Source organism: Pseudomonas sp. NPDC008258 (assembly GCF_042956345.1).
In the GTDB taxonomy this organism is placed as follows: domain Bacteria; phylum Pseudomonadota; class Gammaproteobacteria; order Pseudomonadales; family Pseudomonadaceae; genus Aquipseudomonas.
This window is the reverse complement of record NZ_JBIBGE010000015.1, coordinates 73,810-95,095: the sequence shown is the minus strand read 5'-3', so window position 1 is coordinate 95,095 and position 21,286 is coordinate 73,810. Positions and strand designations below refer to the sequence as shown.

The window sequence follows — 21,286 nt, the reverse complement described above, 5'->3', positions numbered from 1 at the left end:
GCCAAAGAGCTTGGCCACATCGATCCCCTTTTGGCCGTTTGCGTCGTTCTCCCCTGCTGAGCCGCCCATGACAATGGACCCACGCCAGTACCCACCGGAGAACAACAATGCTGACGATCTATTCCGATGACCACCGCCTGCACCACGGCCGCTGCGAGCTGATCGACGGCAAGCTGATGCCCTGCTTCGAGATGCCTTCGCGTGCCGACCACGTGCTGGACCAGGTCAAGAAGCGCAACCTCGGTGACATCCAGGGCCCCACCGACTTTGGCCGCGCCCCGCTGCAACGCATCCACAGCGCCGACTACCTGGCCTTCTTCGAGGGCGCCTGGGCCCGCTGGGCCGCGATGGGCCAGGAAGGCGACCTGCTGCCGTTCACCTGGCCCGCACGCACCTTGCGTAAGGTAAAACCGACCGGCCTGCACGGTGAACTGGGCTATTACAGTTTCGATGCCGGTGCGCCGATTACCGCGGGTACCTGGCAAGCCGCCTACAGCGCCGCACAGGTTGCCCTCACCGCCCAGGCCGCAATCCAGCAAGGCGCCCATTCGGCCTTTGCCCTGTGCCGGCCGCCAGGGCACCACGCTGCCGGCGAAGTCATGGGCGGTTATTGCTACCTGAACAACGCCGCCATCGCCGCCCAGGCCTTCCTGGACCAAGGCAAGCGCAAAGTCGCCATCCTCGACGTGGATTACCACCACGGTAACGGCACCCAGGACATCTTCTACAGCCGCAACGACGTGTTCTTCGCTTCGATCCACGGTGACCCGCAGGACGAATTCCCGTTCTTCCTCGGCTATGCCGATGAAACCGGCGAGGGTGCTGGCGAGGGCTGCAACATCAACTATCCATTGCCGGCCGGCAGCGACTGGGCCGCCTGGAGCGCCGCCCTGGAAGACGCCTGCCAGCGCATCGCCCACTATGACGCCGATGTGCTGGTGGTTTCGCTGGGTGTGGATACCTTCAAGGACGACCCGATTTCCCAGTTCAAGCTGGACAGCCCGGACTACCTGGCAATGGGCGAGCGCATCGGCCAGCTCGGCAAGCCGACCCTGTTCGTGATGGAAGGCGGCTACGCTGTGGAAGAAATCGGTATCAACGCGGTCAATGTGCTGGAAGGCTTCCAGCGCGCCCAGCCAGGAGCCAGGTAATGGTCCGACTCAAGCGTCTGCTCGCCCCGTTCATCGCTGCCACCCTGTTCACCGGTGCCCTGCACGCTCAAGCCGAGCAGCGCACCCTGCGTGTGTATAACTGGTTCGACTACATCACCCCGCAGACCTTGACCGACTTCCAGAAGGACAGCAGCGTAAAACTGATCTACGACATCTTCGACACCAACGAAGCGCTGGAAGCCAAGCTGCTCACCGGCAACTCCGGCTATGACGTGGTCGTGCCGTCCAACGTGTTCCTCGCCAAGCAGATCGAAGCCGGGGTATTCCAGCCGCTGGACCGCAGCAAGCTGCCGAACTGGCAACACCTGGACCCGGCGCTGATGAAACTGATCGAGGCCAACGACCCGGGTAACAAGTATGCCGTGCCTTACATGTACGGCACCGTACTGATCGGCTTCAACCCGGCCAAGGTCAAGGCCGCGCTCGGCGACAACGCGCCGGTGGACAGCTGGGACCTGATCTTCAAGGAAGAGAACATCGCCAAGCTCAAGCAGTGCGGCGTGGCCCTGCTCGACTCGCCTTCGGAGATCTTGCCGCTGGCCCTGAAATACCTGGGCCTGGACCCCAACAGCGGCAAGCCGGAGGACTACAAGAAGGCCGAGGCCTTACTGCTGAAGATTCGCCCGTACATCACCTACTTCCATTCCTCCAAGTACATGGCAGACATCGCCAATGGCGATATCTGCGTGGCGGTGGGCTACAGCGGCAGCTTCTCGCAGGCCGCAAACCGCGCGCGCGATGCGAAGAACGGGGTGGTGGTGGACATGCGCCTGCCCAAGGAAGGTGCGCCTATCTGGTTCGACATGCTGGCGATACCGAAGAACGCGGCCAACCCGGAGGATGCCCACACGTTCATCAATTACCTGCTGCGGCCTGAGGTGATTGCACCGATCAGCGACTTTGTCGGCTACCCGAACCCGAACAAGGACGCGACCGACAAGGTGAACCCGGCTATTCGCAACAACCCCAACCTGTACCCGACGGCAGAGGCGATGGCCAAGCTGTACACGCTCAAGCCGCTGGCGCGGGATGCAGAGCGGGCGCGGACCAGGGCCTGGACGCGGATCAAGTCCGGCACCTGAGTTGGATTCTTCGCGGGCTCGCCCGCTCCCACATTGATCGTGTAACCGCCGAACTCTGTGGGAGCGGGCAAGCCCGCGAAGGGCCGCACAGCGGCCCCGTTCACTTTCTCCACGCCTTGCGCAGTTTCATCACCGCCTCGGCAATCTCACCCTCAGGTACTGCCGCAAACCCCAGCACCAGCCCCGCGCGCTTATCCACAGGCACCTCGCTATCTGGCAACCAGAAATTGCTCAGCGGCGTCACCTCCACCCCCACAGCTTCGGCCCTGGCCACCAGCTCCTGCTCCCGCGCAAAGTTATCCACATCAACTTTCACATGCAGCCCTGCCGCCACTTCAGGCATGGGGCCCAGCCCTGGAATATCCACAGGCCAGCCGGCTTTGAGCACATTGCGCCGGCTCAACGCCGCCTTGCGCATGCGCCGGATATGCCGCTGAAAGTGCCCACGGGCCATGAACTCGGCCATCACGCACTGGCTGCTGACCTCCGAATGCCGTACCGCCAGCGCCTTGCCCTGGCTGAACGCCTGGGCCAGCTGCGATGGCAACACCAGGTAACCCAGGCGCAGCGCCGGGAAAGCGATCTTGCCAAAGGTGCCTACATACAGCACCCGGCCGTGCTGATCGAGCGCTGCAAGCGGGGCCAAGGGCGCGCCGCTGTAGCGGTACTCGCCGTCATAGTCGTCCTCGATGATCCAGCCATCGTTACGGTCAGCCCATGCCAGCAATTCCAGGCGACGCGCCAGGCTCATGGTCACGCCGGTCGGGTACTGGTGAGCCGGCGTCACGTAGGCCAGCCGGCAATCCTCCAGTTGCGAGAGCCGATCGCAGTCCATCCCCTGTTCATCCACCGGTACGCCAAGCACCCGGCCACCCGCCAGCGCGAAGGCATGACCGGCCGCCCGATAGCCCGGGTTTTCCACAGCCACACCGTCGCCCGGCTGCAACAGCAACTGTGCACAAAGGCTGATGGCCTGCTGCGCTCCACTGGTGATCACAATTTGTTCAGCCGAGCAACCAAGCCCACGCGAGCGACGCAAGTAGGCAGCGATCAGCTCGCGCAGCATCAGCTCGCCCGCCGGGTCGCCATAGCCTAGTTGCGCCGGGCTCGGGTTACGCCAGAAACCCGCCTGCAGCTTGGCCCAGACGTCAAACGGGAACAGATCGAATGCTGGAATGCCAACGCGAAAAGCACGCGGCTGGCCGCTCCTTGGCGGCGGCAAGTGGTGAGTTTTCAGACGCTGCAAAGTGTCGCTGGAACGCCGGCTGCTGGATAAATCCTCAGTATCTTTTCCCGAAAATGTGGATAAGTCTGTTGATAACCTATGGGATAACCCTGTGGATACTTGTGTGGATAATTTCGGTAGCCGGCTTACATAGGTGCCATCGCCTACCCGGCTTTCGATATAGCCCTCGGCGTACAACTGGTCATATGCCCGCACCACACTGTTGCGTGACAGCACCAGCATCGCGGCCAACTCGCGGGAGGCCGGCAACCGGGTGCCGCTGCTCAAACGCCCATCCAGCACTCGCGCACGCAGCGCCTGGTACAACTGCAGGCTGAGCCCGCGACGGCGATCCAGGGCGATGCCGGATGGGTCGAAAGGCAAGGCGAGGGGGCGTTCGCTCATGGTATTGGACCTATAAAAACTGGCTGTAATGGCTCTTACACAGAACCAATAGCCTGCCTAGGATGGCACCATTGCACAAGGATACCGAGCATGTACAACAGCAAACCCCACCAGGAACACGACCTCGGCCGGCTGCACCAGCACATGCTCGACACCCGCCTGGCCGTGCTGGTCAGCCATGGCGAACAGGGCCTGCTGGCCACACACCTGCCAGTGCTGGTCGATACTGTCGAAGGCGAGTTCGGCACCGTCTATGCCCACCTGGCACGGGCCAACCGCCAATGGCAGGACCTGGAGCAAGGCGCAGATGCGCTGCTGGTGTTCCCCGGCGCGGACGCCTATGTCAGCCCCAGCTACTACCCGAGCAAAGCTGATAACCCGAAGGTAGTGCCAACCTGGAACTACCTGGCCGTGCACGCCTATGGCACGGCTGAGGTGATCCACGACGCAGCAAAACTGCTGACTATCGTCAGCCGCCTGACCGAACGCCATGAACAAGGGCGCAGCGAACAATGGGAGGTGGACGACGCCCCGGCTGACTACATCGACGGCATGCTCCGCGCCATTGTCGGCATTCGCCTGCCCATCGCCCGACTGCAAGGTGCGCGCAAGCTCAGCCAGAACCGCTCAGCCGAGGATATCGCCGGCGTGCGCGAAGGGCTGGGCGCCAGCACCGACTACCTGGACAACCAACTGGCGGCGCAGATGCGCCACCTCTGAGGAAACGCCCCATGCCCAATGTCACCCTGCGCCCCGTCACCGCCCAGGACCACGCCGCCTGGCTCGCCCTGTGGCAGGCTTACTTGCGCTTCTACCAGACCGAACTGGCCGAGGACGTCAGCCTCAGCACCTGGCAACGCCTGCTCGACCCGAACGAACCCACCCACTCGACCCTGGCTTGGGTCGATGACAAAGCAGTGGGGATGGTCAACTTCATCTACCATCGTTCCAACTGGAGCATCGAGAACTCCTGCTACCTGCAGGACCTCTACGTCGACACCACCCAACGTGGCCTGGGGATCGGCCGCCAGCTGATCGAGCACGTGTACGCCACGGCCAAGGCCGACGGCTGCATCAAGGTGCACTGGCTTACCCACGAAACCAACGCCACCGCCATCAGCCTGTACGAACAGGTTGCCGAGCGCCCGGGCTTTATCCAATTCCGCAAAGGGTTGTAGGCCACATGACTGACGCACTGCACTGGAAACCCGCCGCATCACCCAAGGCCGAGCCCATCGACGGCCGCTTCATCCGCCTGGAAAAACTCGACCCGGCGCGCCACGGCGACGACCTCTGGGCCGCCCTGCAAGGCCCGGAATCCGACCCGCTGCTGTGGGACTACCTGCCCTATGGCCCGTTTACCGAACGCGCTGCCTTCGACCGCTGGCTGCAAGGTAACGCCGCCGGCCACGACCCGCTGTATTTCACCGTGATCGACCGCGCCAGCGGCGAGGCTCAGGGCATCCTCACCCTGATGTCGATCGTGCCCGACCATGGCCGCATCGAGATCGGCCACATCGCCTTCGGCGCTCCCATGCAGCGCACACCCAAGAGTACCGAGGCCGTCTACCTGCTGGGCAAGCTGAGCTTCGAACTGGGAAACCGCCGGCTGGAATGGAAGTGCAATAACGCCAATGCCCGCTCCAAGCGTGCAGCAGAGCGGTTCGGGTTCGTCTTCGAAGGTGTCTTCCGCAAGCACCTGGTGGTGAAGGACCACAACCGTGATACGGCGTGGTACTCGATAACCGATGATGAGTGGCCGCAGGTGGCGGTGGGGTTCGAGCGGTGGTTGAGCGCCGAGAACCAACGCCCGGAAGGGCAGGCAAAAACGCTTGAGGACTGCCGCAGGAGCTGATCTGCCAACCGATCACGGGCTCTCGGGCCTGTGATCGATGCGGTGGCTTACCTGATCTGGCTCACGCGCTTGACCACCCCCATCTGCAAGCCAAAAGGCTTGAACACCGCGTTCAACGAGTTCAGCGTGGGGTTGCCACCGCCCTGCTCGATCTGGATCAGCGTACGCACGGAAATCTTGCACATCCGCGCAAACTGAGTCTGCTGCATCTTCGCCACCTCCACGCGCAGCCGCCGCACGGCAGCCCCCAGCTCAAGACTGCCGTTGGCAATCCCTTCGCGTACTCCGTCGATCAGTAGCCCGCGGGCATCGATGGAAACCGTCATGCCAACCCCCATTCAGCCATTCGGCGCTCAAGCCTGCCCAGCGCAATTGCCGGGTGATGCATCACAGCATCAGGCAGCCCAAGGCCGGACAAGATATCCGGCAATGCCAACAGGTGCCGGGCATCCTGCCGCAGACGCTCAAAAGCCTCGCCCGGGTCGACAAATTTGGCCAGTGGAACGCAGGCAGCCTGCCAGTCGATATCGCCTGCTCGCTCTATCGAAGCTGGCCACTTGGTCGTGCGAGTTATCCCTTCCTGATCCATCACCATCGGTGCAAGGTCGTAGATCGGTGCGAGGCGCACGGTGTTGCGGGTACGGATGATCGCGGTGTTACGCCCGTGGTTATCGGCATTACCCAGGATCTTGTTGATCAGGTCGCGCCGCAGATAATCGGCAATCAGGTCCGGCAGCTCTTTTCCCTGCCCGGCCGCTTTCCACAACCCGGCGAGCGCCTCGATCACCTCCAGGTGCCCCATTCGGCTGCCAGGCTCGGTCACTCCACACAGGGAATACACCGACTCCACGGCAAAGCGCTGCACACCCTCAGCGCAAACCTGGCGGTCGAAGCGTTCCATCCACAGGCTGGGCTTGTTGCCTTCTTCCAGCGCCATGTATTCACTGGCCACCGTTTCGATGCCAAGCTGCTGCAACGCCTTGTAGTAGAGGCATTCGGCCCGCAGGATCTGCTGATCATCAGCTAGCGCCTGGTTCCTGGCGAACTTGATGAACCAGTGACGACGGGCACGTTCATCCGCAAGCACCGCGTCCGGATACAGTTGGCCGTTTTCTGCCTCGGTCATCAACAGCTTTGGCGCTTCCCCACCGGCGCCTGTCGCGCCACCAATGGCCGCACCTTGCTCATAGGCGTATTCGAGAAACCGTTGATCGCGGGTGATCACATCCTGACGGGTAAACCCGATGGGGTCGGCAAGATCCAGTAGCTCGGCCGATTCCTTGATGCGCAGGTTGCCGATTGGGGCCGGGGTGGAACGCCCCAGCAGAAACAGGTCATCCCCCATGCCTTCTGGTTTCTCACGGCCGATATGCCGCAGCAGGAAGCGCTTTGCGGCACCGGCGGGTGCGATGTCGTAAAGGAATGCGGGCGCGTGCTGCAGACGATGGGAACCAAAATCCACTGGCAACCTTGCGCTTGCCGCCTGGCAGAACAGGCTGTCGTATGCATCCAGACTGGTTTTGACGTAGTCGGAGGTATATCCGAACTCGCAGGGGCTGGAGAGGCTCTTTTCAGGCTCGGCAAAGGCTATGGCAACAGCATCATGCCACTGCCCCTGATCATGGAGTTGGAGCGTGAGTCTGTACATGGTTCACCTGCAATTTACCGCATGCTGTTGACCGAGCGGCCCGGTCAATCTGCAGCATAGTGCAGATTTTTGACGAATTCCATTCCTGTTCTGCACTTTAATGCAGATGTAGGCTGAAAGCCTCTTCAAATTCTGCATTAAAATGCATAGCCCTCTATAAAAAAGGGGAGCATCCGCTCCCCAGAGGTTAACCGCTTGTAGATGAGGGCTTAAATCAGCCCTCGATCTCGATCAGGATCTCACCCGGCGTTACACGGTCGCCCTTGGCCACGTGGATGGCCACGACCTTGCCGGCGATGGCGGCCTGCACTTCGGTCTCCATCTTCATGGCTTCGGTGATCAGCACGGCCTGGCCGGCCTTGACCATGTCGCCTTCCTTGACCAGCACATCAACGATGTTGCCTGGCATGTTGGTGCTGACGTGGCCCGGCTCGCTGGCCTGCTTGCGCTTGCTGCCGCCACCGCCGACAAACTCGTTGAGCGGCTCGAACACCACCTCTTCCGGCATGCCGTCGATCGACAGGTAGAAGTGACGCTTGCCTTCGGCCTTCACCCCCACACCCGTGATGTCTACGCGGTAGGTTTCGCCGTGCACATCGATGACGAACTCGGTCGGTACGCCTTCACCGCCCGGGGCCGCCACAGCGCCGGCTTCCGGAATCGGCAGCAGGGCTTCAGGGGTCAGGGTGCCGGCTTCGCGCTCTTCGAGGAACTTGCGGCCGATGTCGGGGAACATGGCGAAGGTGAGCACGTCCTCTTCGCAACGGGCCAGGGCGCCGATGTCGCCACGCAGCTTGGTCATTTCCGGCTTCAGCAGGTCGGCCGGGCGTACGTCGATCACTTCTTCGCTACCGATCGCCTGACGGCGCAGCTGCTCGTTGACCACGCCAGGGGCCTTGCCATAACCACCTTGCAGGTACAGCTTCACTTCGTTGGTGATGGTCTTGTAACGCTCACCGGCCAACACGTTGAAGAACGCCTGGGTGCCGACAATCTGCGAGGTTGGCGTGACCAGCGGCGGGAAGCCAAGGTCTTCACGCACACGCGGGATCTCGGCCAGCACTTCGTTCATGCGGTTGAGTGCGCCCTGCTCCTTGAGCTGGTTGGCCAGGTTGGAAATCATGCCGCCCGGCACCTGGTTGACCTGCACGCGGGTGTCCACGGCGGTGAATTCGCTTTCGAACTGGTGGTACTTCTTGCGCACGGCGTAGAAGTACAGGCCGATTTCCTGCAGCAGTTCCAGGTCCAGGCCGGTGTCGAACTCGCTGCCCTTGAGCGCAGCAACCATCGACTCGGTACCCGGGTGGCTGGTGCCCCAGGCGAAGCTGGAGATGGCGGTATCGATGTGGTCGGCGCCGTTTTCTACAGCCTTGAGCTGGCACATGGCAGCCAGGCCGGCGGTGTCATGGGAGTGGATGAACACCGGCAGCGACTGCTCGGCCTTCAGCGCCCTGACCAGCTCGCCGGTAGCGAACGGCGTCAGCAGGCCGGCCATGTCCTTGATCGCGATCGAGTCGCAACCCATGGCTTCCATCTGTTTGGCCTGGGCTACAAAGGCGTCGATGGTGTGCACGGGGCTGACGGTGTAGGCGATGGTGCCTTGGGCGTGCTTGCCGGCGGCCTTGACCGCTTCAATGGCCACGCGCAGGTTACGCACGTCGTTCATGGCGTCGAAGATGCGGAACACGTCGATACCGTTGACCGCAGCCTTGGCCACGAAGGCTTTGACCACGTCGTCACTGTAGTGACGGTAGCCCAGCAGGTTCTGGCCGCGCAGGAGCATTTGCAGGCGGGTATTGGGCAGGGCTGCGCGCAGCTTGCGCAGGCGCTCCCACGGGTCTTCTTTCAGGAAGCGCACACAGGCGTCGAAGGTGGCGCCGCCCCAGACTTCCAGCGACCAGTAGCCGACCTTGTCGAGCTTGTCGCAGATCGGCAGCATGTCTTCGGTACGCATGCGGGTAGCCAGCAGGGACTGGTGGGCGTCGCGCAGGATCGTGTCGGTTACGTGAATTTTCTTGGACATTATGGGGTTCCTCACAGGCCTGCGTGGGCGGCGATGGCGGCGGCGATGGCCAGGGCCAGCTCTTCGGGTTTGCGCTTGATCGAGTAGTTGGTCAGTTCAGGGTGGCTTTCAACGAAGCTGGTATTGAACTGGCCGCTACGGAATTCCGGATTGCGCAGGATTTCCTGGTAGTACGCGGCGGTGGTCTTGACCCCTTGCACGCGCATGTCGTCCAGGGCCCGCAGGCCGCGGTCCATGGCTTCTTCCCAGGTCAACGCCCACACCACCAGTTTCAGGCACATGGAGTCGTAGAACGGTGGAATGGTGTAGCCGGTGTAGATCGCCGTGTCGGTGCGCACGCCTGGGCCGCCGGGGGCGTAGTAACGGGTGATCTTGCCGAAGCTGGGCAGGAAGTTGTTCTTCGGGTCCTCCGCGTTGATACGGAACTGCAGCGCGTAACCGCGGTGCTGGATGTCTTCCTGCTTGACCGACAGCGGCAGGCCCGAGGCAATGCGGATCTGCTCACGGACGATGTCGATACCGGTGATTTCCTCGGTGATGGTGTGTTCCACCTGCACCCGGGTGTTCATTTCCATGAAGTACACCTCGCCATCGGCGAGCAGGAACTCCACGGTACCGGCGTTCTCGTAGTTCACGGCCTTGGCCGCACGCACCGCCAGGTCGCCGATATAGGCGCGCTGCTCGGGGGTGAGCTGTGGGCTTGGCGCAATTTCGATGAGCTTCTGGTTACGGCGCTGGATCGAGCAGTCGCGCTCGAACAGGTGCACCACGTTGCCGAAGCTGTCACCGAGGATCTGCGCCTCGATGTGCTTGGGGTTGACGATGCACTTTTCCAGGAACACTTCGGCCGAGCCAAAGGCCTTGGTGGCCTCGGAAATGACCCGTGGGAAGTTCTGTTCCAGTTCTTCGCGGCTGTTGCAACGGCGAATACCGCGGCCGCCACCACCTGAAGTGGCCTTGAGCATCACCGGGTAACCGATGCGCTCACCTTCGCTCAGGGCTTCATGAATATCGGCAACGTTGCCTTCGGTACCGGGGGTTACCGGTACACCGGCGGCGATCATGGTGCGGCGCGCTTCGGTCTTGTCGCCCATGCGGCGAATCACGTCGGCGGCCGGGCCGATGAACTTGATCCCGCGCTCGGCGCAGATCTCTGCCAGTTCAGCGTTTTCCGACAGGAAGCCATAGCCCGGGTGCAGCGCATCGCAGCCGGTTTCCACAGCCAGGTTCACCAGCTTGCGCGGGTTCAGGTAACCGGCCAGCGGCTCGGCACCAATGCTGTGGGCTTCATCGGCGCGCTTGACATGCAAGGCGTGCCGATCGGCGTCGGAATAGATCGCTACCGAGCGTATGCCCATCTCGGCGCAAGCACGCACGATCCGAACTGCGATTTCACCTCGGTTGGCGATCAGGATTTTTTTTATCACTGGAGTCTTCCCAAAGCCGTAGGAACAGTCGAGCCGGTTCTACCGGTCGGCGCGTGACCAGTCGTTGCTGGCCAGTCGCGTATTCACCCTAGCGCTGTAGGTCGATAAACAAAAATCAATATTTGTTAGGGACAGCATTAGCAAAAGCTTATAGTTAGGTAACAAGGTATTGCCGAAGAGCCGATAAAAATGCGTAAGTCCTTGATGCGTATGACTTTGCGTCAATTGCAGATCTTCAATGAGGTGTGCGATTTGCGCTCGTACAGCCGAGCGGCGGAGGAGATGGCGCTGACGCAACCCGCCGTTAGTCTACAGATCCGCCAGCTTGAAGAGCTGATCGGCCAGCCGCTGTTCGAGTACGTGGGCAAGAAGCTTTACCTGACCGAAGCGGCCGAAGCCCTGCAACGCGCAAGCCGTGACATTTTCGGGCGGCTGGAGAGCCTGGACATGCAGCTGTCTGACATGCAGGGCTCACTGCAGGGGCAGCTGAAGCTGGCGATCGAGTCCAGTGCCAAGTACTTCGTGCCACACCTGTTCGCCGCCTTCAAGCAGCGCCACCCGGAGGTCAACCTGACCTTGACGGTGGTCAACCGCGCCCAGGCCATCCGCCGCCTTTCCGACAACCGTGACGACCTGATCATCATGTCGATGGTGCCGCAGGACATGGGCCTGGAGTTTCTGCCGTTCCTGAACAATCCGATCGTGGCAGTGGCACCGCCGGAGCACCCGCTGTGCAAGCTTGAGCAGTTGCGCCTGCAGGACCTGGAGCCTCATACCCTGCTGGTCCGCGAACAAGGCTCGGGCACGCGCAAGGCCTGCGAGGAGTACTTCAAGGACAAACGCGTGCACTTCACCCAAACCCTCGAAGTGGCTTCGGCCGATGCCCAACGCGAGTGCGTGATCGCCGGCCTGGGTATCGCCCTGCTGACCCGCCATGCAGTCAACCTGGAGCTGGCCACCGGGATGCTGAAGGAGCTACCGGTGGAGGAGCTGCCGCTGTACCGCAGCTGGTGCGTGGTGCAGTCCAAGGCCAAGCGGCAATCGCCGGTGGCCTTGGCGTTTCTGGCGTTCATTCGCAGTGAACGTGCGTTGATCAGCGCGCTTGTTGAGCGTTTTTCGGGGAAGCTGACGCTGAAGACTGCCACACTGTGAGTGCTTGCAACTCGGGATAATCCACCAAGTCGCGCAGCAATTGACGTTGGTCGCAATAGATCTCGATCGCGCGGCGGTATTCCATGCGGCGCTGATCCTTTTCCTGCTGTTTGCGAGCCTTGGCGTTGGGTTGGTAGTTACCTTCGTGGTCGCGTGCCATTGCCTGTCTCCCAGATAGGATGCGGGAGTTTCAGACTGGCCTGTGCGGTTTACGGTTTGGCTGTGGAATGGTGACAGAATCGTGAATTTTCGCTGCCTGTGCCGGCCTATTCGCGGGCTCGCCCGCTCCCACAGTGATAGCACTACCCTCAAGGGCGGTGATGTACCTGTGGGAGCAAGCAAGCCCGCGAAGAGGCCGGTGCAGGAAGAGTTCAGTCGTCTGTAGCCTTGATCGACTTGGGCGACAAACGCAGGCTGCGCAAACTGCGTTTAACGCTTTTAAGGTGGTTGACCAGGCTTGGCCCACGCGCCATGGCCACGCCCATGGCCAACACGTCGATCACCACCAGGTGAGCGATACGTGAGGTCAGCGGTGTGTAGATTTCGGTGTCCTCATGCACATCGATCGCCAGGTTGACCGTCGACAACTCGGCCAGCGGGGTCTGGCTGGGGCACAGGGTAATCAGGTTGGCGCCACTCTCACGCACCAGGTTGGCAGTAATCAGCAGGTCCTTGGAGCGGCCCGACTGGGAAATGCACACCGCCACATCACCCGGCTTCAGGGTCACCGCCGACATCGCCTGCATGTGCGGGTCGGAATACGCGGCCGCGCTGAGCAACAGGCGGAAGAACTTGTGCTGGGCGTCCGCCGCTACCGCACCCGATGCGCCAAAGCCATAGAACTCCACACGCTGCGCCTGTGCCATGGCGCTCACTGCCTGTTGCAACGCATGCGGGTCGAGGTGCTCGCGCACTTCCATCAGGGTGTGCAGGGTGGTGTCGAAAATCTTCAGGCTGTAGTCGGCAACCGAGTCGTCTTCATGGATGGCGAACTGACCAAAACTGGCCCCGGCGGCCAGGCTCTGCGCCAGCTTCAGCTTGAGGTCCTGGAAGCCCGAACAACCGATGGCCCGGCAGAAACGCACGATGGTCGGTTCACTGATACCCACGTTATGCGCCAGGTCGGCCATGGAGCTGTGCATGACGGCAGCCGGGTCGAGCAGCACGTGGTCGGCCACTTTGAGTTCCGATTTGCGCAGCAGGTGGCGCGATTGGGCGATATGTTGCAACAGATTCACGGGCTGGACTCGGTTATGATCGGCTGGCCGGGTTGTAGCTTTCTTGTAGTTATACTACATGGACGCCAACCCGCCCAGTTAAACGAACGTGGAGAGTGGCGGTTTGACTATTCCTTGCGACATTCTGGTGTTCGGTGGCACCGGCGATCTGGCCCTGCACAAATTGCTTCCCGCGCTCTATCACCTGTTTCGCGAGACCCGTCTGAACAATGCCGTGCGCATCATCGCGCTGGCGCGGCGCAACCTGCCCCGCAACGACTATCTCAAGCTCGCCGAGCGCCACTGCAGGGCTCAGATTGCCCGCAACGACTTCGATGAAGAGGTGTGGCAGCGGTTTTCTGCCCGGGTCGACTATTTCGCCATGGATGCTTCGCAAAGCGCCGATTTTGGACGCCTGGCACGCTACCTGGGCGAACCCGGCGGGCTGACCCGCATCTTTTACCTGGCCACCGCTCCCAACCTGTTCGTATCAATTGCCAACCACCTGCGTAACGCTGGCTTGGCCGACCCCGAAGCGCGCATCGTGCTGGAAAAGCCGATCGGCCACTCGCTGGCGTCTGCCACCGCCATCAACGAAGCCATCGGCGCGGTGTTCGACGAGAACCAGGTATTTCGCATCGACCACTATCTGGGCAAGGAAACCGTACAGAACCTGATGGCGCTGCGCTTTGCCAACGCCCTGCTGGAACCGGTGTGGCGCAACAGCCAGGTCGACCATGTGCAGATCAGCGTTTGCGAGACCCTGGGGGTAGAGAACCGCGGCGCGTACTACGACCGCGCCGGGGCAACACGCGACATGCTGCAAAACCACCTGCTGCAGCTGCTGTGCCTCGTGGCCATGGAGCCACCTGCGCAGTTCGAGGCTGAAGCGGTACGTGACGAAAAAGTGAAGATCCTGCGGGCCCTCAAGCCGATTACTGGCCAGGACGTGCAGGACAAGACCGTGCGTGGCCAGTATGGCGCCGGGCATATCGGCGGCCAGGAAGTACCGGCCTATTATTTTGAAAAGGACGTCGACAACGACAGCGACACTGAAACCTTCGTTGCCATGGAGGCGCACATCGACAACTGGCGCTGGGCAGGTGTGCCCTTCTACCTGCGTACCGGCAAGCGCATGGCGCGGCGGTCTTCACAAATCGTCATCCAGTTCAAACCGGTACCCCATGAGCTGTTCAGCGGCGGCCAGGTAAACCAGCTGCTGATCCAGCTGCAACCGGATGAACGCATCAGCCTGCGCATGATGACCAAGAGCCCGGGCAAAGGCATGCGCCTGGAACCGGTAGACCTGGACCTGAACCTGGCCCAGGTGTTCAGCCAGACGCGCCGTTGGGAGGCTTACGAACGCTTGCTGCTGGACATTGTTGAGGGTGATTCGACACTGTTCATGCGCCGCGATGAAGTGGAGGCGGCCTGGCACTGGGTCGACCCGGTGATAAAGGGCTGGCAGGAGCACTTTCAGGCGCCACGCCACTATGCCGCCGGGAGCAATGGCCCGGAACAGGCCGTCAGCCTGCTGGCCAGGCATGGCAGGCATTGGCACAGCTGAAGCGCTTCGCTCTGCGTTGCGGGTAGGCGCTGCACGCAATCTGTCGCTCGGAAGGTGCATACGGCCCTTCCCTAGACAGGAGTATCAACATGTTCATCGAATGCAAAACCTGGACAGCCCAGCTCGACAAGATGCCACCAGGCACTCGCCTGCGGGTGCACGGCACAATCACCGTGGGCCACCCAGGCGTAGTACCGGTACTGGTCAAGCGCGCCATCCAGGACAGATCCTTTGCACTGGCCCTGGAGCTTGAGCTGACAGAAGAGGAAGGCATCTTCAATCAGGTTGTCTGCGACAAGGAAGTGCGCATTGAACTGCCGGGCGTGCATGGCCCAGTCCCGAAAGTGGATATTTTCCACGACGGTAAGGTGATCGCCACCATCACCGACATCATCGAAACCCACTGATGCCGACTGGCGGTCACGGCAGGCGAACAGCCTGCCGTGACCGCTTCGTACCAGGCGCGAGCTACCTATCGCCGCATCAGAGGGTGAATATTCATACAGTGCCATTTACCCTGCCCCTGCTGCGCCCTAGAATGGCCCGATGCACACAGATGACCTCTCCCTCCTGCTGAACTCCCTCAACGATGCTCAACGCCAGGCCGTCGCGGCCAAGCTCGGGCGTCAACTGGTGCTTGCTGGCGCCGGCTCCGGAAAAACCCGCGTGCTGGTGCACCGCATTGCCTGGCTGATCCAGGTGGAGCAGGCATCGCCACACTCGATCCTGTCGGTGACCTTCACCAACAAGGCTGCAGCAGAAATGCGCCATCGGATCGAGCAACTGCTGGGGATCAACCCGGCAGGCATGTGGGTCGGCACGTTCCACGGCCTGGCCCATCGCCTGCTGCGGGCACACTGGCAGGAAGCGCGGCTGGCGCAGAACTTCCAGATTCTCGACAGCGACGACCAGCAACGCCTGATCAAGCGGGTGATGCGCGAGCTGGGGCTGGACGAGCAGAAGTGGCCTGCACGCCAGGCACAGTGGTTCATCAACGGGCAAAAGGACGAAGGCCTGCGCCCGCAGCACATCCAGGCAGGCGGCGACCTGTTCCTGGCGACCATGCGCGAGGTCTATACCGCTTACGAGCAGGCCTGTGAGCGCGCCGGGGTCATCGACTTCTCCGAGTTGCTGCTGCGTGCCCTTGACCTGTGGCGCGACCACCCAGGCCTGCTGGAGCATTACCAGCGCCGCTTCAGCCACGTGCTGGTGGACGAGTTCCAGGACACCAACGCCGTGCAGTACGCCTGGCTGCGCCTGCTGGCGCGCGGTGGCCGCAGCCTGATGGCGGTGGGTGACGACGACCAGTCGATCTACGGCTGGCGCGGGGCCAAGATCGAGAACATTCACCAGTACACCGCCGACTTCCCTGACGCCGAAATGATCCGCCTGGAGCAGAATTACCGCTCCACCGGCGGCATCCTCAAGGCCGCCAACGCGCTGATCGTCAACAACACCGGGCGCCTGGGCAAAGAACTGTGGACCGACATGGGCGAAGGCGAGCCGCTGACCCTGTATGCGGCCTACAACGAGCACGACGAGGCGCGCTACGTGGTGGAAACCATCGAAAGCCTGGTCAAGCAGGGCAATGCGCGTAACGAAATCGCCATCCTGTACCGCTCCAACGCCCAGTCGCGGGTGCTGGAAGAAGCCCTGTTGCGCGAGCGTGTCCCCTACCGTATCTATGGTGGCCAGCGCTTCTTCGAACGCGCCGAAATCAAGAACGCCATGGCGTACCTGCGGCTGATCGAAGGGCGTGGCAACGATGCTGCCCTGGAGCGGGTGATCAATGTGCCGCCGCGTGGCATTGGCGAGAAAACCGTCGAAGCCATCCGCGAGCACGCCCGCCACAGCCAGGCATCAATGTGGGAGGCCATGTGCCAGCTGCTCGCTGCCAAGGCCCTCAAGGGCCGCGCCGCCAGCGCCCTGGGTGCGTTCATCGAACTGATCGAGGGGCTGGCTGCCAAGGTTGTGGACATGCCTCTGCATACCATGACCCAGACCACCATCGAACAGTCCGGGCTGATCATCTATCACCAGGAAGAAAAGGGTGAAAAGGGCCAGGCACGGGTAGAAAACCTTGAGGAACTGGTCAGCGCGGCGCGCAACTTCGAGCCCACCGACGAAGACGCCGATCTCTCGCCGCTTTCGGCCTTCCTCGGCCATGCCTCGCTGGAGGCTGGCGACGCCCAGGCCGATGAGCACGAAGACAGCATCCAGCTGATGACGTTGCACAGCGCCAAGGGCCTGGAATTCCCCTACGTGTTCCTGGTGGGCATGGAAGAAGGCCTGTTCCCGCACAAGATGAGCCTGGAAGAACCCGGCCGCCTGGAAGAGGAACGCCGCCTGGCCTATGTCGGGATTACCCGCGCCATGCGTCAGCTGATCATGACCTATGCCGAGACACGTCGCCTCTATGGCAGCGAGACCTACAACAAGGTGTCGCGTTTCGTGCGTGAAATTCCGGCAGGCCTGATCCAGGAAGTGCGCCTGTCCAACAGTGTCAGTCGCCCGTTCGGTGGGGCCAAGGCAGCCACCAACAGCAACCTGTTCGCCAATGCCAGCATTCCGCAGACGGCTTTCAACCTTGGCCAGCGTGTTCAGCATGCGGTGTTTGGCGAGGGTGTGATCCTCAACTTCGAGGGCTCCGGGGCGCAAGCGCGGGTGCAGGTTAATTTTGCCGAAGGTAGCAAGTGGCTGATGCTGGGCTATGCCAAGCTCGAAGCCCTGTAAGCCCCTGCGCCGGCCTCTGTGGGAGCGGGCATGACCGCGAACACCGGCGAAGCCGGTGCCATACACCGAGTTGCCTGCTTCGCGGGCTTGCCCGCTCCCACAGGGATTGCGCCAACATTCAGAGTGCCAGTCCTGCCCACTTGGTAACTCCCAGGCAAAAGCTCGAAACACTCTGTCGCTGGTCATGTGCACGGGAACCTGTGCACCATGACGCGCGTGCAATCCACAACAGGGGATATCCCACTTATGCAACGTTTTCTTAGCATCGCTCTGGCGCTCTGCGTCGGCCTGACGCTGAGCCTGGACGCCAATGCCAAGCGTTTCGGCGGCGGCAAGAGCTCGGGCTCCGCGCCTATCCACCAGACCCGTCAGGCTACGCCAACCACGCCTGCCGCCGCGCCGACCGCACCTGGTCGTGCAGCCCCGGCCGCCAGCGGTGCTTCGCGCTGGTTGGGCCCACTGGCCGGCCTGGCCGCCGGTGGTCTGCTGGCGTCCATGTTCATGGGCGACGGTTTCGAAGGCTTCCAGATCATGGACTTCCTGATCGTGGCGCTCATCGCCTTCCTGGTGTTCCGCTTCATCGCTGCACGCCGCCGTCAGCAGCAGCCGCAAATGGCCATGCCAGGACATGCGCCGATGCAGCGTGAGGCTCACGCGCAGCCTGCCCAGCCGTCGGTCTTTGGTGGTTCCGCCGCACCTGCCGCCGCAGCTGCGCCGGTAATCAACGCCCCGGCATGGTTCAACGAGCAAAGCTTCCTGGCTGCCGCCCGTAACCACTTCCAGTCGCTGCAGCAGCACTGGGATGCCAACGAAATGGACAAGATCGCCGAGTTCGTTACCCCGCAAATGCTCGAGTTCCTCAAGCGCGAGCGCGCTGAACTGGGTGACGGCTTCCAGTCCACCTACATCGACAACCTCGAAGTACAACTCGACGGTGTCGACGACCGCGCTGACCGCACCGACGCCACCCTGACCTTCCGTGGTGTGTCGAAGAACTCGCGCTTCGACCAGGGCGAAGTGTTCAGCGAAAGCTGGCACATGGTTCGCGCCCCAGGCGAGAACCAGCCTTGGCTGGTGGCCGGTATCCGTCAAAACGGCTAACCGCTGCGTGCTGCACAAAAAACCCCGGGCCTGTCCCGGGGTTTTTGCTTTTGCCAGAGTGGCCTACTAGGGTATAACGCGCAGCGTTGTCATCTAGGTCAGAGGAAGTGAACCGTGGAAGAAGTGATCGAACAACTCCGTGAAGCCAATCAGCCCGTACCCGTGCCCCTTGAGCTTCCCGACGAGGACCAGTTGGTCGAAATCGAAGAAGAGCTGTTCATCAACATTCCGTTCGTGTTCAAAGAGTTTCTACTGACCGTGAGTGACGTGGTGTATGGCTCGCTGGAGCCGGTAACTGTCACCGACCCGCAGTCGCACACCTACCTGCCCGATGTCGCCGCCAACGCCTGGGATGCCGGCGTGCCCCGTGACCTTATTCCACTGTGCCAGGATGGCGACAACTACTACTGCGTCGAGGAAGACGGCACCGTGGTGCTGTGGGAAGCGGAAGAGGAAATTGTTGGCGAAGACAGCTGGGAATCGGTGTGGCACTGGGCGCGGGATGTTTGGCTGGAGAGCTGATCTTCACCCTCTATTGAGCCTTTGCCTGTACTGGCCCTATCGCCGGCAAGCCGGCTCCCACAGGAACCCCACAACGTTCAGGCAAGTGGTAAACCTGTGGGAGCTGGCTTGCCAGCGATAGGGCCAGTACAGGCGCAGGAAAAATCATGGCTTAGTGCCATCAATGTAGTTAAAATCGCCAGGCTTTCTGCGCCTGGCGACATTGCTACCGCTCCATCCCCTCGGACGACGATGAAATCTTGCGCAGGGAGCATTGCCCCCCTCAGTGCGTGTTCTCGCGACTGTGCTCCAGTGTCTCCAGCAAGGCAATCTGCATGCGCGTATGCACGCGGATGAACCAGCGCCACAACAACGCCACCACCACCGCAGCCACCACGGCAATGACCAGCAGCAACTCGCTGGTGGGCAGAATGCTCGCCGACAATGCCGAAAGCAGCAGGAAAATCACCAGCAGCGACAATAGCGGGATGACCTCGGCAATCACGCGGCGCACACGCTGGGTATGCCGCCCGGCCATTTCCGGCTTCACGCCCATCTCTGCCAGCAGCATCGACAGTGCCTTGAGCTTGCGATAGGCGGCAATAAGGAAGGGCAGCGACAGCAACAGCGCCGCCCCCCAGATCATCGCCTTCTGCTGGCTGACATCGCTGACCCACTCACTGAGCCAGTTGCCGATACGCCCTGCGAAGTAGCCACCACTGAAGAAGATGGCGACCACCAGCGCCAGGTTCACGCCCACTTGCAACAGGATGCGCCGGATCATCGCCGCCAGCATGGCGCCCTCGCCCTGTGGCTGGATGTTGCGCAGCCACTCGCCATACAACGAGAGCACCCGCGCCAGGCGGCTGGGCACAATATTGCCAAGCTTTTGCGACAACGGGTCGGCCGCGCGGATCAGGTAAGGCGTCAGCAGCGTGGTTATTGCCGATACGGCGACCGCCACGGGGTAAAGGAAGTCGCTAGTCACCTGCAAGGTCATGCCCAGCGCGGCGATGATGAACGAGAACTCGCCAATCTGCGAAAGCCCCATGCCAACCCGCAACGACGTGCGCCCATCATTGCCGGCAATGAACGCCCCCATGCCGCAGGACAGCATCTTGCCCAACACTACCGCCAAGGTGATGACCACGATCGGCCAGGCGTAATCGACCAGCACTTGAGGGTCGATCATAAGGCCGATGGCAACGAAGAAGATGGCGCTGAACATGTCGCGCACCGGCTCGATCAGGCGCTCGATTTTCAGCAGCTGGCGTGACTCGGCCATGATCGCGCCAATCAGGAAGGCGCCCAGCACCATGCTGTATTCAAGCTTCACCACCAGCAGGCAGAAGCCGAAGCACAGGCCCAGCACGGTAATCAGCAGCATTTCGTTGCTTTCGAACTTGGCCACATAGGCCAGCAGGCGCGGCACCAGCAGGATGCCGATGACCAAGGCAACGATCATGAACAGCGAGAGCTTGCCGACGGTGGAGAACACCTCGCCCGAGCTGACCGTGCCGCTGACGGCGATGCCCGACAACAGCGCGATTATGCCGATACCCAGGATGTCCTCGACGATCAATACGCCAAAGATCAGCTGGGCAAAGCGCTCGTTCTTCATCTTCAGGTCATTCAGCGCCTTGACGATGATGGTGGTCGAGGAAATGGCCAGGATGGCGCCGAGGAACAGTGAATCCATGGTGTTCCAGCCGAACCAGCGGCCGATTTCGAAGCCGATCCAGATCATCAGCACGATTTCCAGGAACGCCGCGATAAACGCCGTAGCGCCCACCTTGAACAGCTTGCGCAGGCTGAACTCCAGCCCCAGGCAGAACATCAGGAAGATCACCCCCAGCTCGGCGAGGGTCTTGATGGTGTCCTCGTCATGGATCAAGCCGAACGGCGGGGTGTGCGGGCCAATGATGAAGCCGGCGACGATGTAACCCAGCACCACGGGCTGCTTGAGCCGGTGAAAGAGAATGGTGACCACGCCAGCGACCAGCATGATGACTGCCAGGTCCTGGATGAAGCTGATGGCATGCATGGCGTGATACTCCTTTTCTCGTCTTTTCTGGATGCCTGGGCAGACCGCTCCTCTGCCAAGGCAAACCCGAGCGAGCAGCAAGTACATACTGTATTGAATGCAGGAAACCCCATGTTGCATGGGCGTACTCAGGT

General features: G+C 61.7%; 19 protein-coding genes. 11 read left to right on the top strand and 8 right to left on the bottom strand.

Annotation, left to right across the window (positions count from 1 at the left end; all coding sequences use genetic code 11):
- The first annotated feature begins 107 nt into the window (after nt 1–107).
- Nucleotides 108–1,151, top strand: coding sequence for a histone deacetylase family protein (locus ACFY9W_RS14445; RefSeq protein ID WP_391131326.1), 1,044 nt, complete (start codon nt 108–110; stop codon nt 1,149–1,151).
- Nucleotides 1,151–2,254 carry an extracellular solute-binding protein gene (locus ACFY9W_RS14440; RefSeq protein ID WP_391131324.1) on the top strand — a complete coding sequence of 368 codons (1,104 nt, stop codon included), beginning with the start codon at nt 1,151–1,153 and terminating at the stop codon, nt 2,252–2,254. Before ACFY9W_RS14445 ends, ACFY9W_RS14440 begins: the two co-directional genes overlap by 1 nt.
- A gap of 100 nt (nt 2,255–2,354) precedes the next feature.
- Here the strand turns inward: ACFY9W_RS14440 and ACFY9W_RS14435 are convergent, their stop codons facing one another.
- Complete coding sequence (locus tag ACFY9W_RS14435) at nt 2,355–3,884, bottom strand: aminotransferase class I/II-fold pyridoxal phosphate-dependent enzyme (RefSeq protein WP_391131322.1); 1,530 nt, start codon at nt 3,882–3,884, stop codon at nt 2,355–2,357.
- 90 nt (nt 3,885–3,974) lie between these two features.
- On the opposite strand from ACFY9W_RS14435, the gene ACFY9W_RS14430 reads away from it, so the two are divergent.
- The 3 genes from ACFY9W_RS14430 to ACFY9W_RS14420 are packed head-to-tail and all read left to right on the top strand — an operon-like array spanning nt 3,975 to nt 5,739.
- On the top strand, nt 3,975–4,604 hold the full coding sequence (locus ACFY9W_RS14430) for an FMN-binding negative transcriptional regulator (RefSeq protein ID WP_391131320.1): 630 nt from the start codon (nt 3,975–3,977) through the stop codon (nt 4,602–4,604).
- An 11-nt stretch (nt 4,605–4,615) separates the two neighbouring features.
- The gene (locus ACFY9W_RS14425) at nt 4,616–5,062 is read left to right on the top strand and encodes a GNAT family N-acetyltransferase (RefSeq protein WP_391131318.1); all 447 of its coding nucleotides are present in this window, start codon (nt 4,616–4,618) and stop codon (nt 5,060–5,062) included.
- A gap of 5 nt (nt 5,063–5,067) precedes the next feature.
- A complete protein-coding gene (locus ACFY9W_RS14420; protein WP_391131316.1) occupies nt 5,068–5,739 on the top strand; it encodes a GNAT family N-acetyltransferase in 672 nt (223 codons plus the stop codon).
- A 47-nt stretch (nt 5,740–5,786) separates the two neighbouring features.
- On the opposite strand, the gene ACFY9W_RS14415 is transcribed toward ACFY9W_RS14420, so the two are convergent.
- The 4 genes from ACFY9W_RS14415 to ACFY9W_RS14400 form a co-directional block, all read right to left on the bottom strand.
- Nucleotides 5,787–6,065, bottom strand: a complete 279-nt coding sequence (locus tag ACFY9W_RS14415; RefSeq protein ID WP_391131314.1) for a helix-turn-helix domain-containing protein — start codon at nt 6,063–6,065, stop codon at nt 5,787–5,789.
- On the bottom strand, nt 6,062–7,387 hold the full coding sequence (locus ACFY9W_RS14410; protein ID WP_391131312.1) for a HipA domain-containing protein: 1,326 nt from the start codon (nt 7,385–7,387) through the stop codon (nt 6,062–6,064). Before ACFY9W_RS14410 ends, ACFY9W_RS14415 begins: the two co-directional genes overlap by 4 nt.
- A gap of 214 nt (nt 7,388–7,601) precedes the next feature.
- Nucleotides 7,602–9,410: a sodium-extruding oxaloacetate decarboxylase subunit alpha gene (gene oadA, locus ACFY9W_RS14405; RefSeq protein ID WP_391131310.1), complete on the bottom strand. Its 1,809-nt coding sequence runs from the start codon at nt 9,408–9,410 to the stop codon at nt 7,602–7,604.
- Nucleotides 9,411–9,421: 11 nt separating this feature from the next.
- Nucleotides 9,422–10,837 (bottom strand): acetyl-CoA carboxylase biotin carboxylase subunit, encoded by a 1,416-nt coding sequence (locus ACFY9W_RS14400; RefSeq protein ID WP_016489867.1) that lies wholly within the window; start codon nt 10,835–10,837, stop codon nt 9,422–9,424.
- Nucleotides 10,838–11,026: 189 nt separating this feature from the next.
- Here ACFY9W_RS14400 and ACFY9W_RS14395 point away from each other — a divergent pair, with 189 nt between their 5' ends.
- On the top strand, nt 11,027–11,989 hold the full coding sequence (locus ACFY9W_RS14395) for a LysR substrate-binding domain-containing protein (protein WP_391131307.1): 963 nt from the start codon (nt 11,027–11,029) through the stop codon (nt 11,987–11,989).
- On the opposite strand, the gene ACFY9W_RS14390 is transcribed toward ACFY9W_RS14395, so the two are convergent.
- Both ACFY9W_RS14390 and hexR read right to left on the bottom strand, forming a co-directional pair.
- A complete protein-coding gene (locus tag ACFY9W_RS14390; protein ID WP_391131305.1) occupies nt 11,931–12,149 on the bottom strand; it encodes a PA3496 family putative envelope integrity protein in 219 nt (72 codons plus the stop codon). The two genes, ACFY9W_RS14395 and ACFY9W_RS14390, sit on opposite strands and share 59 nt — an antisense overlap.
- A gap of 211 nt (nt 12,150–12,360) precedes the next feature.
- A complete protein-coding gene (gene hexR / locus ACFY9W_RS14385; RefSeq protein WP_391131303.1) occupies nt 12,361–13,227 on the bottom strand; it encodes a transcriptional regulator HexR in 867 nt (288 codons plus the stop codon).
- Between the two features lie 103 nt (nt 13,228–13,330).
- Between hexR and zwf the strand changes: the two genes are divergently transcribed.
- From zwf to ACFY9W_RS14360, 5 genes are all read left to right on the top strand, one after another.
- Entirely contained in the window at nt 13,331–14,773 is a 1,443-nt protein-coding gene (gene zwf / locus ACFY9W_RS14380; RefSeq protein WP_391131301.1) for a glucose-6-phosphate dehydrogenase, read from the top strand.
- Nucleotides 14,774–14,862: 89 nt separating this feature from the next.
- Complete coding sequence (locus tag ACFY9W_RS14375; RefSeq protein ID WP_391131299.1) at nt 14,863–15,180, top strand: hypothetical protein; 318 nt, start codon at nt 14,863–14,865, stop codon at nt 15,178–15,180.
- 139 nt (nt 15,181–15,319) lie between these two features.
- Entirely contained in the window at nt 15,320–17,506 is a 2,187-nt protein-coding gene (gene uvrD, locus ACFY9W_RS14370; RefSeq protein ID WP_391131297.1) for a DNA helicase II, read from the top strand.
- Nucleotides 17,507–17,752: 246 nt separating this feature from the next.
- Nucleotides 17,753–18,607 carry a TIM44-like domain-containing protein gene (locus tag ACFY9W_RS14365; protein WP_391131295.1) on the top strand — a complete coding sequence of 285 codons (855 nt, stop codon included), beginning with the start codon at nt 17,753–17,755 and terminating at the stop codon, nt 18,605–18,607.
- Between the two features lie 114 nt (nt 18,608–18,721).
- Nucleotides 18,722–19,129, top strand: coding sequence for an SMI1/KNR4 family protein (locus ACFY9W_RS14360; protein WP_284357001.1), 408 nt, complete (start codon nt 18,722–18,724; stop codon nt 19,127–19,129).
- Nucleotides 19,130–19,391: 262 nt separating this feature from the next.
- Here the strand turns inward: ACFY9W_RS14360 and ACFY9W_RS14355 are convergent, their stop codons facing one another.
- Nucleotides 19,392–21,152: a cation:proton antiporter gene (locus ACFY9W_RS14355; protein ID WP_391131293.1), complete on the bottom strand. Its 1,761-nt coding sequence runs from the start codon at nt 21,150–21,152 to the stop codon at nt 19,392–19,394.
- Between the last annotated feature and the right edge of the window lie 134 nt (nt 21,153–21,286).